This window comes from Streptomyces sp. NPDC051963 (assembly GCF_044593495.1).
GTDB lineage: Bacteria > Actinomycetota > Actinomycetes > Streptomycetales > Streptomycetaceae > Streptomyces.
Window position 1 is genome coordinate 1,389,143 of the sequence record NZ_JBIUCC010000001.1, and the last position, 13,360, is coordinate 1,402,502.

9 protein-coding genes are annotated in these 13,360 nt (G+C 71.1%); 5 read left to right on the top strand and 4 right to left on the bottom strand.

Translation table 11 applies throughout. The annotated features are described in order from the left end of the window. Positions 1-134: 134 nt before the first annotated feature. The 4 genes from ACIHFB_RS05970 to ACIHFB_RS05985 all read right to left on the bottom strand — a co-directional run bounded on the left by ACIHFB_RS05970 (position 135) and on the right by ACIHFB_RS05985 (position 9,230). Positions 135-1,160 (bottom strand): LysR family transcriptional regulator, encoded by a 1,026-nt coding sequence (locus ACIHFB_RS05970; protein ID WP_400125457.1) that lies wholly within the window; start codon positions 1,158-1,160, stop codon positions 135-137. Between the two features lie 93 nt (positions 1,161-1,253). Next, a complete protein-coding gene (locus ACIHFB_RS05975; RefSeq protein ID WP_400125458.1) occupies positions 1,254-3,908 on the bottom strand; it encodes an AAA family ATPase in 2,655 nt (884 codons plus the stop codon). Positions 3,909-3,990: 82 nt separating this feature from the next. Continuing rightward, complete coding sequence (locus ACIHFB_RS05980) at positions 3,991-6,681, bottom strand: AAA family ATPase (RefSeq protein WP_400125460.1); 2,691 nt, start codon at positions 6,679-6,681, stop codon at positions 3,991-3,993. A 104-nt stretch (positions 6,682-6,785) separates the two neighbouring features. Continuing rightward, positions 6,786-9,230, bottom strand: a complete 2,445-nt coding sequence (locus tag ACIHFB_RS05985; RefSeq protein WP_365270700.1) for a lysylphosphatidylglycerol synthase transmembrane domain-containing protein — start codon at positions 9,228-9,230, stop codon at positions 6,786-6,788. 336 nt (positions 9,231-9,566) lie between these two features. Between ACIHFB_RS05985 and ACIHFB_RS05990 the strand changes: the two genes are divergently transcribed. The 5 genes from ACIHFB_RS05990 (at position 9,567) to ACIHFB_RS06010 (ending at position 13,338) form a co-directional block, all read left to right on the top strand. Continuing rightward, positions 9,567-10,565, top strand: coding sequence for a 3-hydroxyacyl-CoA dehydrogenase family protein (locus tag ACIHFB_RS05990; RefSeq protein WP_400125461.1), 999 nt, complete (start codon positions 9,567-9,569; stop codon positions 10,563-10,565). 147 nt (positions 10,566-10,712) lie between these two features. Next, entirely contained in the window at positions 10,713-11,174 is a 462-nt protein-coding gene (locus ACIHFB_RS05995) for an STAS domain-containing protein (RefSeq protein WP_400125463.1), read from the top strand. A gap of 104 nt (positions 11,175-11,278) precedes the next feature. Continuing rightward, positions 11,279-11,830 carry an HdeD family acid-resistance protein gene (locus ACIHFB_RS06000; RefSeq protein ID WP_400125464.1) on the top strand — a complete coding sequence of 184 codons (552 nt, stop codon included), beginning with the start codon at positions 11,279-11,281 and terminating at the stop codon, positions 11,828-11,830. Positions 11,831-11,935: 105 nt separating this feature from the next. After that, positions 11,936-12,343: a CoA-binding protein gene (locus ACIHFB_RS06005; RefSeq protein WP_365270711.1), complete on the top strand. Its 408-nt coding sequence runs from the start codon at positions 11,936-11,938 to the stop codon at positions 12,341-12,343. Between the two features lie 44 nt (positions 12,344-12,387). Beyond that, the gene (locus tag ACIHFB_RS06010) at positions 12,388-13,338 is read left to right on the top strand and encodes a formylglycine-generating enzyme family protein (RefSeq protein WP_400125466.1); all 951 of its coding nucleotides are present in this window, start codon (positions 12,388-12,390) and stop codon (positions 13,336-13,338) included. Positions 13,339-13,360: the final 22 nt, after the last annotated feature.

Here is a 13,360-nt window from a genome sequence, read left to right on the forward strand (position 1 = left end):
TCCATTGCGGCGAGAGCGGCGAATTTCCGCTTCACCATCAGTTCACCGCGGAACTGCGCCCTCAGTAAAAGCGATGCGGATGATTCTGGTATTGGCCTGTGCCATAGATTCCGTGACGGAGGTCCGGTAGGAATTCAGGCAGAGATTTTTTCGGCGGTCTCGAAAAGCACCTGCTGCAATTCACGCGGAAGGTCCGTGCTCCACACCAGACCGGCGATGGCGGTCAGCGGAGCCCCCTCGACGCGAACGGGCACCATCTCGTGGCGGCCCGCGTCCGCCGTCGCCTGCGGCGCGATCCCGCCGGGGCGGCACGGCCCCGTCAGGACGGCGCTCGGCCGGCTCGCGGTGGCGGCGAAGGCCAGCGTCATGGGCAGCGACTGCTGAAACGGCGGGTCGGTGAAGTCGAAGGACGGGTTCCTGGTCCGCAGCACCGAGCGCCAGGCGTCGTACGTTCCGGGGTCGGCGTGACGAGGACCGTGGATGATGTCCATGCGGGCGAGTTCGTCCAGGCCGATGGCCCCGTTCGCCGCCCTCGAGTGCTGTGCCGGTACCCAGACATCGGGTTCGAAGGAGCCGATGTCCATCACGTCGAGGGGGTCCGGCAGCGCACGGTCCGTCGGGCTCATCCAGCCCAGAGCGGCGTCGGCCCGCCGCTGGAGGATCGAGGAGAAACCGGCGTCCAGCGCCGTCTCCAACCAGGTCACGTCGACCTCGGGGGCCGCCGATCGCAGCCGCGACACGGCCGCCGCGGCCAGCGTGGGCGGCAGATACGGCTGAACGACGAAGCGCAGGCGCGACCGGCCGAGCCCCGCCGCCTGCCGGGTTCGGCTGACGCCATGGTCGACCAGGGAGAGAACGGCGCGGGACTCCTCCAGCAGTACCGTGCCGGCTTCGGTCAGCCGAACTCCGTCACGCCGACGCTGCAACAACGGTGTGCCGACGAATTCCTCCAGACGCCTGATCTGCTGGCTCAGTGTCGGCTGCCCGACATACATGCGCTCCGCGGCATGGGTGAAGGTGCCCGCTTCCGCCACCGCCACGAAATAGCGCAGATGACGTAGTTCGACACCCTGGGGTGCCGAATCATCGAAATTCAGCGAGGAAATCGAACCGCTGGAAATCGAGTCGCTGGAAATCGATCCGTTCTCGGCTTCTTCCATGAAATCCCATCCGGCCACTCGAGAGAAGCGGACCATGTCATGGTGCCGCGGGTCCCGTCGGCGGGCTTGAGTCATCCGACTGCTGCGATGTCCTCACCGGGGAGTGTCGGGCCGTGCCCTCTCGCGGTACATCGCCACGACCGCCGCGCGCAGGCCGAGCCGCTCGGCGATCTCGTCGTCGACAAGGCGCAGGGCGGACAGCTCGGTGATCTGCCTCCACCGCTCGGCGGACGACTCGGGCCAGTCGATCGGGGCGCCCATGGCCCGCAGTTCGAGTCGCGCCTCGTCGCCACCAGGGAGCGCGCCGATCCGGTCGAAGGTGGTCTGCGCCGACGTCAGCAGCGGCCGCGCCTGACGGACCCGCCCCTGGCGGCGCAGCCAGGAGCCGTAGGCCAGCTCCACCTTCGCGTGCGCATAGGGCCAGTTGGACAGATCCTGCCGCAGCGCCGCCAGGTAGCAGTCCTCGGCGTCCTCGTCGGCGGCCAGCACGGCGCGGGCGTACGACAGATTGATGAGGTGCAGCGGCGACAGCGTCTCCCGTGCGGTCACCTCCAGCTCGGCCACCAGCCCGCGGGCGTCCTCCCGGTGTCCGGCGCGTACGGCCGCGTCGGCGAGGAACATCAGGCTGATGAACCGCTCGGCCCGGTGGAAGCTGGGATCGGCCAGGTCGAACACGCCCCGCAACGTCCGGTAGGCATCTCGGTTCCTTCCGGCCGCCAGTGACACCAGTCCACGGGCGAGTTGGAGCAGCGAGAGCATCGCGTTCCGGCCGCGGGCATCATGCAGTTCGGCCTCCGTGGCGCGCCGCAGTGCCCCCTGCGTATCGCCGACGAGAGCTTTCAACAGGACGTCGCACACCAGCGTTCCGGTTTCCCACAGCGGCTGTCCCGTCTCCGCGGCCAGCCGCTTCCCCTCCTCTGCCGCGTCGGCCGCCCGCACCAGGTCCCCCCGCAGCACATGCGTCAACGCCTGCATGGTCAGCACATGCGAGAGCAGTCCCAGCCGGCCCTGGCTCCGCAGTATCGCCTCGGAGCGGGCCAGCAGGTCGGCCGCCAGCGCCAGGTGCCCCACCGCGTGCGCGGCCATGCTCATGACCCGCAGTGCGTCACCGTCGTCGGCGGGAGACGTCCGGGTCAGTGCCTCGATGACCTGACGGGCGCGCAGCACCGGTTCCGCCAGCGCCAGGGTCGCGAGGTGACGCGGGTCGTCCGCCGTCTCGGGCAGCCGGTCGACGCAGGCAAGGACACGCGCCCGGGCGGCCGGACCGGTGTCGGCCATGTAGCAGCGGAAGGCGGCTCCCAGGAGTATGTCGAGCGCCAGATCGGGATCGGCACGGGCGGACCGAACCGCGATGTCGCACAACTCGTCCACGCGCGCGGCGTCCCTGGGCATGCCGTGGTCGAACATCTCGCCGAGCCATTCCATCCGCGCCCGGTCCAGGTCGGTCAGCTCGGTCCTGGCGGCCGACTGCAACAACACGTGGACGATGTCGTCCCGGCCCATTCCGAAGGCGTGCCCGGCCGCCACCAGCAGCCGGTGGCCGCGCAGCGCCGACCAGCTCGTCAGTTGTGCCGACCGTTCGAGGTCGTTGATCGCGGCGATCACCGCGCCCCGGCTCAGCGCATGCGCGGCGTTGGCTTCGAGAGCGTCGGCGATCCGGTCGTCGGGACCCACGATGGACTGCGCACGGTGCCAGGTCCTCCGGTACACATCGGTCAGCGTGTGCGCCAGTGCCCGGTGGGCCGCCTGGTGCCGGGCCAGGCTCTCGGCCTGGAGGATTCCCGAACGCATCAGGGGGTGCAGGAAGGTGCACCGTCCCTCCTCCACCGTCACGAGTCCCACCGCCCGCGCCGGGTCGAACACCTCCGTAGCGACCGGTTCGCCGCGCAGGGCCGAGGTCCCGGCGATGATTTCCGCGAGGTCGTCGACCGGGTCGACGGCCGCGACGAGCAAGGCGTCCCGGGTCGACGAGGGCAGTTCGGCCCCACGCCCCGCGAACGCGCGTTCCAGCCGATCGGACAGGGTCAGCGGACGCAGTCCGCCGGAGTGCGGGACGGTCGTCATCCCGATCGGCAACTCGCGCAACGCGAGCGGGTTGCCCTGCGCCTCTCGCTGGATGCGCCGCTGCTCGGCCGGACTCAGGCCAGGTGCATGGGCGGACAGGATCTGCGCTGCCGCATCCTCGTCCACGCCGCCCACGGTGAGCTCCGGGAAGCCGGCGTCCAGCAACGGGCCCGTATGGCCCCGGCGCATCACGGCGATGATCACCACGGGTCCGTGCACGCGCCGGGCGACGAACGTCAGCACCTCGTGCGACTGCCGATCCAGCCACTGCACGTCGTCGGCGAGGACCAGCACCGGCCGGTCGGCAGCGACGGCCGCCAGAAGATCCACGACTGCCAGATCGATCAGACAGGGCTCCGGTGGCGGACCCTCGACCAGCCCGAAGGCCGTCAGCAACGCGTCCCTCTCGGGTCTCGGAAGCTGCGAGGCCCGATCGAGCACCGGAGCGACCATCTGGTGCAGTCCCGCGAAGGGAAACGTCGTCTCCGACTCGACACCGACCAGTCGAAGGATCCGGAAACCCCGGGCCCGTCCTCTGGACTCCGCCTCGTGCAGCAGTACCGACTTGCCGATGCCCGGGTCCCCGAGCATCAGCAGTACCGCACCGCTCGGCGGCGTACGTTCGAGGAGCCTCGCCAGCACGGCGATCTCCCGCTCCCTTCCGACCAGCCCCGCCGCGCCCATGGATCCTCCCTGCTCACCCGTCCACGCCGGTCACGCGAGGCCGCCGGTGGCTTGCGTCGTTCGACTGATCCCGCCCGCACTCTCAGTGGTCGATCACGGCCGGTTCCGGGAGGTTCAACAGCGGCGCCAGCTCACTGCGCGAGGTGATTCCGAGCTTGGGGAAGGCCCGGTACAGATGCGCGGCGACCGTGCGGTGCGACAGATGCACCCGCTCCGCGATCTCCCGGTTGGACAGCCCTTCCGCGGCCAGCCGGGCGACCAGTGCCTCCTGGGCCGAGAGCAGTTCCGTGACGGACGGCAGCGGGTGGTCGGCGGCTTGAACAACGCTGCGGCCCTCCCAGTCGGAGGCCCCGATGAGCTCGAAGGCGGTCCGTGCCGAGAGCAGCATCGTGCGCGACCGGGCGGCCTGCCGGTGGCGCCGCAGCCACTGCCCGTACGACTGTTCCGTCCGCGCCTTGACCAGCGGCCAGCGGGTCAGGTCCAGGCCCAGCGCGACCATGTGCAGTTCCTCGGCCGCGGAGTCGTCGGCGAGCACGGCTCGTGCGTACGGCAGTTGGACATGCAGCAGCGGGGCGGGTGTCACGCGTGCCGCTTCCTCGATGACCTCGAGGATGCGGGCGGCTTCGTGCCGGCTGCTGCCGCGATCCGCCGCGACGGCGAACGGCATCACCGCGGCGAAGCCCTGCCACCGCAGGCCGTCGTAGGGCTGGTCGAGGAGCGGTCGCAGCTCTTCGTAGGCTTCGGTGTACCGCCCCTCACCGAGCCGCGCCACACCGCGTGCCAGCCGTAGCGTGGGGACGAGATCGGTACGGTGCCATGCGGCCACGGCGTCGGCCAGCTCCCGTGCGCGTTCGGCTTCCCCGCGCAGTGCGGCGGCGACCGCGTCCAGGCCGGTGAGCGCGGCGGCCATGGCCGGCTGTCGCGTCTCGGCGAGGATCCGCCGTGCTTCTTCGGTGAGATGAGCGGCGCGCCGCCAGTCCCCGAGCAGCAGCAGGTCGGCGGCTTCGGTGAGGAGTGTCTCCGACAGCAGGCCGAGTCGGCCCTGCTCGCGGAGGATCGCTTCTGCCCGGCCGAGCAGGTCGACCGCGCGGACCGGATCGCCGATCGCATGGGCGGCCAGGCCGCACAGCCGGAGGCCGTCGGCGTCAGGGCGGTACCACACCGTCTTGTGCGAAGGCAGCCGCTCGGCCACCGTACGGCCGTAGCGCACGGGTTCGGCCAGTGCCAGGGCCGCGATGTGGCGTGGGTCGCTCGTGTCGGTCAGCCGCTCGGCCGCCGCGACGACGTCGGCCCGCAGGGCGGGGTCGGTGCCGGTCCGGTGAGCACGGAACGCCCGGCTCAGCAGCAGGTCGAGAGCCAGGTCGGGCTCGCCGGACGACAGTTCGGGGATGTCCCGAGCCTGTGTCCGGGCCGGACCGGGCTCCGGGTCCGCCTCCGAGATGTCCCGCACCCACCACGCCTTCGCCCGGTCCGCGTCGCTGAGCTCCTGGCGTTCGGCCTCGTCGATCAGGGAGTGGGCCATGCTGGTGCGGCCGAGGCCGTAGGCATGCTCGGCCGCACGCAGCAGCCGGTGTCCCCGCGTGGCCGAGTCCGTGGTGAGCTGCGCCGATCGTTCGAGCGCCCAGATGGCCGCGACGACTCCATGTCGCCGGAGCAGGGACGTGTGGGCATCCGCCAGTTCGTCCGCGAGGTCGTCGTCGGGGCCGTTGACCGACTGGGCGCGATGCCAGGTGCGCCGGTCCGGGTGCTCGGCCAGCACCTGCGCCATGGCGGCGTTGGCGGCCTGCCGTCGGGCCGGGGTCTCCGCCTCCAACACCGCCGACCGGACCACGGGATGGAGAAAACGCAGCGTCGTCCTGTCGACTCGGATCAGGGACGCGGCGGCCGCGCTGTCGAGATAGTGCACCGCCACGGCGCCCTCTGCCAGAACGGAGGCGGCTGCCAGGATCTCCGCGAGGTCCCCGACATGGTCGACGGCCGCGACCAACAGGGCGTCCCGGGCCTGCGCCGGCAGCTCGCCGAGCCCGCCCGCGAACGCCGTCGTCAAGGCGGCGCTCACCGGCAGATGGGTCCACGAACCGGACGGTCCCGTCGGCCGCCACGCCGCGGGGAGTTCGACCAGCGCGAGCGGGTTGCCGAGCGCTTCCCTGCGTATCCGCTCCCGAACGGCGGGCGACAGCGTGGCCGCATGACGGGCCAGCAGCCGTCGTGCCGAGGGCTCGTCCAGCACAGGCACGTCCAGTACGTCGGTACGCGACCGGATCCGTCCGCCGCGGATCGCCGCGAGGACGACGATCGGGTTGTCGCTCGCCCTGCGCGCCAGGAACGCCAACACGTCCCGGGTGGGCACGTCGAGCCACTGCGCGTCGTCGACGATCAGCACCACGGGCCGCTCGGCCGCGCTCGTGGTGATCAGGTTGAATGCGGCCAGGGCCACCTTCGGCGTCTCGGGCGGTGCCCCGGAACCGATCCTGAGCATCGACCGCAGGATCCCGCCCGTCGGTTCCGCGAGCAGGGCGTCCGCGGCGCCGAGCAGCGGCCGCAGCAACGCGCACAGACCGCTGAAGGGGGCGTCGTCGTGGCGTCCGGCAACCTCCAGCGTCTGCCAGCCCAGCGTCCGGGCGCGTTCGGCCGCGGCCCGGAGCAAGGCGGACTTTCCGACGCCCGGGCCGCCCTGGAATGCGATGGCGCCGCCGGCACCGGGCAGCCTGTCCAGCAGTTCACGCAGGACCGTCAGCTGCTGGTCACGGCCAAGGAGCCCGGCTTCATACACGCGTCACCCCAGTCTCCCGGTACGCCCATGCCTTCTTGGTCCGACGGTAGGGGAAACCACGGCGGCGGGGCTTGAGTCATGTGACTGGTTCCGGGACTCACACGTCAGACGTAGCCTCGCCGCTGCACCAGGCTCAGGGCCAGAGCACCCAGCGGGACGTTCAGCCAGAACGTGAGGAGCCGGTAGACGAGTACGGCCGACGTGGCCGCTCCGGCCGCCACGCCGAGGGCCGTCAGACCGCCGATGAGTCCGGCCTCCAGCGCGCCGAGACCGCCGGGCACCGGAGCCGCGTTGGCGATGAGGCGGGCCGCCATGTACACGGCCCCGACCTGGACGAAGGGGAGGCCACCGCCCAGCGCGTGCAGGCTCATGGCCAGGCCGACGATCTGGATGAGAGGCAGGCCGAGCGCGCCGGTGACACCCACGAGGACCTTGGCCGGGTCGGCCGCGATCCCGGCGACGGTCGCCCCGGCCGCACGCAGGAACGGCCACACCTTGTCGTGCAGGAAGCGCCGGCCGGGCGGGGTGAGGACGAGCAGGCCCCCGGCGGCGAGCGCCAGGGCGACGGCCCACAGCAGAAGCCGGCCCGCAGGCAGATCCGGATGCACTCCGGCGTGGCGCCGTCCCGCCCAGGCGAAGAAGGCCGCGGCGATCACGGCGTTGGAGAGCGCGCCGGCCAGGCTCTGAAGCCCGACGGAGGCCGTGGCGGCCCCGGTTTCGATGCCCGTCTTCTGCAGGTAGCGCAGATTGAGCGCCATGCCGCCGACGTTGCTCGGAGTGATCCGGTTCAGCAGTGAACTGGCGAACTGCACCTGGTAGGTGGGGCCGAACGGCAGCCTGTCCGGGATGGTGCCCCATTGCAGGCAGGTGGAGAAGGCCTGCGAGAGGAAGGTGACGGGCAGTACCGCGAGCACCCACCACCAGTTCGCGTCGCGCAGCGCGTCGGCGGCCTCCGGGGCATGGGCCAGCTGCGGAAGCACAAGGTGGAGGACCAGAAACGCGCTCACCAGTCCCAGGGCGCTCTTCCAGGTGAAGCGCGCCAGATGCGCGGGCGGTACTGACGGTACGCCGGCGGCCGTTTCGACCTCGCCGGCGAGATCGCGCAACAGACTGGGGCGCCCGCCTGCGCGCAGGGTTCGCCGCCGGGCGCCCTGGCCGGCGGTCCGTGCGCGGGCCTGGTCGTACCGGGCGACCTCATGCCGCGCGGGGCCGATCAGCGCGAGCGGCTGGAGGTACGGCAGCGCGGTGGCCAGCCGTTCCGGTCCCAGGCCGGCCAGTGCGCACGCGACGGCGCGCTGGGTACCGACCCGCATCGCGGTCGTGGTCAGCAGTTCGGCGATGTCGCTGCCGAGCACGTCGGGCGGCGCATTGAGCTGGGCGTGCGCGAACGCGGAGAGGCGGCTCGCACCGCCCGCCTCGACGAGGACGTGTTCGGGGTGCAGCTCCCCATGTCCCAGCCGGTGCTCCTGGAGACGGGCCACGGAGGCCCACACCCCGACGAGGACCTGGTCGGTGACCTCCTCGTCCGTCAGCGTGGACAGCGCACGGGCGTCGTCGTCGACGGTCGCCACGAGCGCGCCGCCCCCGGCCACCGGATACGCCATCACGGGTTCGTCCACCCGGGCACCGGTACGGGCCGCGAAGACGAGCATGAGCAGTTCGTGCTCGGCGGCTCCGAGCGGTGACTGGGCGGTCGAGTCGGCGGGGTGGCGCAGCAGCGTCCGGCGGGCGAGCCGGTGGAACAGATCACGGTTGTGGTCCTCGGCGGCGAGCACCCGCACGGCCAGCCGGGAACCGGCGGCGGTTTCGGCCCGGTAGACGGTCCCCTCCCCCGGCCGCTGTTCTTCCGAGGGCAGCTCACTCAGGGTGGCCACCGGGATTCCGGAGCCGACGAGCGCGTCGGCGACCGCCTGCGCCGCCGGGCGGTCGGCCGGGGCCCCGGCCAGCAGCAGCACGGCCGACCCGGCCGCACCGCCCACGGCGAGTGCGGCGACGGCGTCCAGCGGCACGATCGCGGCGGCGACCACGCTCAGCACGGCACATACGGCGTTCACCGACCACAGCGCCCGCCGCGGGCGTGCCCCGAACCACGGCCCCGCCGCGCAGGTCGCCGCCGTGCAGGCCGCCAGGTACACGGCCGACGGCCAGCCCGCCTGCACCAGGCCGCCCCGGCCTGCCAGCACCTCCGGCCACGCATCCGGCCTGCTGCGCACGAACGCCAGATGCGTCAGCGACCAGGCGACCAATGCTCCCAGCGCCGCCGCGGGCCCCACCCGCAGCACCGGGGCGACCCGCCGCCGCAGCGCCCACACCGCCAGGGCCGCGATCGGCGCGAGCACGGCGACCACCTGCACCGCTCCCACGAAACCGTCACGCAGAGCCGGCGGCAGCGCCGTCACCGAGCTGAGCAGTCCCTGCTGCACCGTACGGGCAGTGTCGCGCGTCGCGACCGCCAGCAGCACCGTCACGAGAAGCGCGGCCAGGGACACCACCAGCCGCCACAGATCGGCCGCCCGGCGGACGGCACGTCGAGGCGGAACATCGATCACGGGCGCCAAGGAGCGTGCCGAGCCGACAGCGACAAAGCCAGGGTGCGACACCGGCGTCGACCTCCAAGCATCCTCGCCCATTCGTGCGGCATCGATGCTCTCGTCGGCGTTTGGTCCGCGCATCCGTCAGATGACTGCATGGCGTCATGTGACGCTCCGCCGCCACGCGTTCGCGAACCGATCCGCCTGCGGAACCCGGTGATGAGGTACCGACTTCAGTCGCATGACAGATCACCGTCCGGCGGACCGTTCCTAGCGTCGGCAGCCGGCGCTCGTCTGAGCCCGACCCCCCTCCTGACGCACCATCACCTCGCACGTCCCCATGGAAGAGCCAACATGAACGACATACACGTCGCCACCCACGGCACCCCGGACACCCATCGACACGTCGCCGTGGTCGGCGCCGGGGTCATCGGTTCCTCATGGACCGCCCTGTTCCTGGCCAAGGGGCTGACCGTCACGGTCACCGACCCCCTGCCCGACGTGGCTCGGCAGGTGCACGACCAACTACAGGCGGCCGTACCTACCCTGCGCGCGCTCGGCCTGCCCACCGACGACCTCGAACGCAACCTGTACTTCGAGGCCGACCTCGGCAAGGCGGTCGCGGACGCGGACGTCGTGCAGGAGAACGGCCCCGAACGCCTGGCCGTCAAACAGGACGTCTTCGCCCGGATCGAGCAGGCCGCACGTCCCGACGCTCTCCTGATCAGCTCCACCTCGGGCATTCGCGCCACCGACATCGCGCAGGCGCTGCGCCGGCCGGCGCGCCTCGTCATCGGCCATCCCTTCAATCCGCCGCATCTCATCCCGCTGGTGGAGGTGGTCCCCGGGGAGAAGACCGACCGGGAAGTGGTCGAGCGTGCCGTCGCCTTCTACACGGCGCTCGGCAAGAAGCCCCAAGTCCTACGCAAAGAGGCCCCGGGATTCGTCGCCAACCGGCTACAGGCCGCGCTGTTTCGCGAGGCCGTCAACCTCGTGGTGCAGGGCGTGGTGACCGAGTCGGAACTCGACGAGATCGTGACCTCCTCCATCGGCCTGCGCTGGGCCGTGGCAGGCCCCTTCCGCAGCTTCCACCTCGGTGGCGGCCCCGGCGGCCTGCCCCACTTCCTCGAGCACCTCGGCCCCGGCCTCGAAGGCCTCTGGCACGACCTCGGCACCCCGGAACTCGACGAGCCGACCGTCCGACTCCTCTCCGGGCAAGCCCGCTTCGGCGCGAGTGTCGAGGAACTGGACGCCGCACGGGACGAGGCACAGGTCAGGGTCATGCGGGCGGTGTCCGGGTCGCCCGACCCCACCGTCCGAGCGGGTCGGGCGGAGCGCTCAGCTGGCAACTGAGCGCGGTACGGCGGTCAGTCACATTGCAGAAGCGCCGAACGGCAGCCACTCGGCATGGTGCTCTCATCGTTCAGCGCCTTCCCGGTTGGCGGCCCTCCAGAGGCAGCCACGGTGGTGCGCTCCCAGCAAGCACGAACGGGATTCTCCATGACCGATCGCCGATCGCTCCGTCCGCTTTCCGGCGCCCTTGCGGCTTCTCCTACCCTCGAACGCCTGCTACGGGACGACCCTCTCCTGCATGTCATCCCGACGATCTGCCCGTCCGGGCTGCGGTTCGAAGGAGAAATTGACCTTTGTTCCCGGGATCTACTGGCCGCAGCCCTAAATGAAGAGGTCCAATTCGGCATCGGCGATCTGCACGTCGATCTGACGAGCGTCACCTTCATCGATGTCGCCGGCATTCGCATCATGACGACCGCTGCCAGGAGGCTCAGCCGCGACGGCCGCCGTCTCCTGCTGCACGGCATGCCCCCCTGTGCACGCAAAGTGCTCCAGCTTCTGCGGTGGGAAACGACCCCCGGCCTGATGCTCTGCATCGGCGCGCTGCAACGAGCCTGCAGTACCGGCAGCAGTCGTATGACAGATCGCAACGGGACGCGACGTCTCTAGCGTTCAAGGCGAACGCCACGGCCTCGGTCGGGGTCGGGCACCGCACCATGCATTCCCGCCTCGTGTCGGTAGCGAGGCGACACCCTCGTATGCGGAAGGTCACCATGTTCAGTTCGTCCAACGCACTCCTCTGGCGCGGCCTGCTGGCCCTCGTCATCGGCATAGTCACCGTCTCCTGGCCCGGCATCACCGTCGGCGCCTTCGTCGTCCTCTTCGCCGTCTACGCGTTCATGAGTGCGTTCACGGACGGTGCCCGTGCTTTCGCCTCCGACAGGGTGGGGCCCGTCCTCGGCTGGCTGCTGCTCGCCCTGCTCTCGCTGGCGGCCGGTGTGATCGCGCTGGCGTGGCCCGGCATCACGGCTCTCGCGCTCACGATCTGGGTCGCCGCCTGGGCACTGACGACGGGTGTCATGGAGATCGTCCTGGCCTTCCAGCGCGGCGAGACGGCGGGCGAGCGGGCCCTGTTCCTGCTGACCGGCCTGGTGTCGATCGTGCTCGCCTTCGTGCTGTTCGTCCGTCCGGACATCGGCGCGGTCTCACTCGCCACCGTCTTCGGGCTGTTCAGCATGGTGTACGGCGTCTCGGCGGTCTTCGCCTCGTTCGAGGAGCGACGCCGTCGTAGCGACACGGGCCGTCCCGAGCCGGTCACCGCCTGAGCGGTCGGCGGCGCGGTTCGACCGCAAGGGGAATCACCACGCTGAGCGCACTGTTGTCCGGCACAGCAGCCCTCGTACGAAGTACGAATCCCAAGGAGGCCGAGCGTGTACGGCGACTCAGCAACGGTCCGCAAGATCCTCACCGAGCTCGGCGACACCTGGGCGATCGTGGGGCTGTCGGCGAACCAGCGGCGTGCCGCATACGGCGTCGCCGACGTCCTCCAGCGCTTCGGCAAGCGCATCGTGCCAGTGCACCCGAAGGCCGAGACGGTCCACGGTGAACAGGGATACCCCTCCCTGGAGGCGATCCCCTTCCCCGTGGACGTCGTCGACGTGTTCGTCAACAGCGACCTCGCGGGCGCGATCGCCGACGAGGCGGTCGCGAAGGGTGCCAAGGCGGTCTGGTTCCAGCTCGACGTCATCGACGAGGCGGCGTACGACCGCACCCGCGCGGCTGGCCTGGACATGGTGATGGACCGCTGCCCGGCGATCGAGATTCCCCGACTGGGTTAGGGTCCGGACGCATACCAAGGCGCCTTTCTCCTCGAGGAACACAGATGCACGACTCCCCCTGCTGCTCGCCGTCGGGACGCGGGCCGGCCCGGCCTGTGCCGCTGTCCGCACCGCCACCCACGGTGACCTCGGGCGGCTCCACCGAGGGAATGGTGCTGCTTCCCGGGGGCGAGTTCCTGATGGGGGCGGAGGACAGCGAGGGGTTCCCGGCGGACGGAGAGGGTCCGGTGCGGGCGGTCGCCCTCGACGCGTTCCGCATGGACGCCTGCGCGGTGACCAACGCCGAGTTCGCTGCGTTCGTCGCCGACACCGGGCACCTCACCGACGCCGAGCGGTTCGGCTGGTCGTACGTCTTCGCGGGCTTCCTGCCCGGCGCCCTGCGGCGCGACGCCCCGCGTCCCGAGCACACGCCCTGGTGGTGCGGGGTCGAGGGCGCGTCCTGGCTGTTTCCGGAGGGACCCGGCAGCACGGTGGAGGAGCGTGGCGACCACCCGGTGGTGCATGTGTCGTGGCAGGACGCGGCGGCGTACGCGGTCTGGGCGGGCAAGCGGCTGCCCACGGAGGCCGAGTGGGAGTACGCGGCCCGCGGTGGCCTGGAGCAGCGGCGCTATCCCTGGGGTGACGAGCTGAACCCTGACGGCGAGTTCCGCTGCAACATCTGGCGCGGCACCTTCCCCACCAAGAACACCGCCGAGGACGGCTATCGCGGTACCGCGCCGGTGGACGCCTTCGAACCCAACGGCTTCGGCCTGTACAACCTGTCCGGGAACGTCTGGGAGTGGTGCGCCGACTGGTGGAGCACCGACCACACGGCCGCGGACCGCAGCAACCCGGCCGGACCGGGCTCCGGCACCGCCAAGGTCATCCGCGGCGGCTCGCACATGTGCCACAAGTCCTACTGCAACCGGTACCGCGTCGCCGCCCGCAGCGCCAACACCCCCGACAGCTCCAGCGGCCACACGGGCTTCCGCTGCGTGCAGGACATGCGTCCATGAGGCCAGGACATACGTCCGCCAT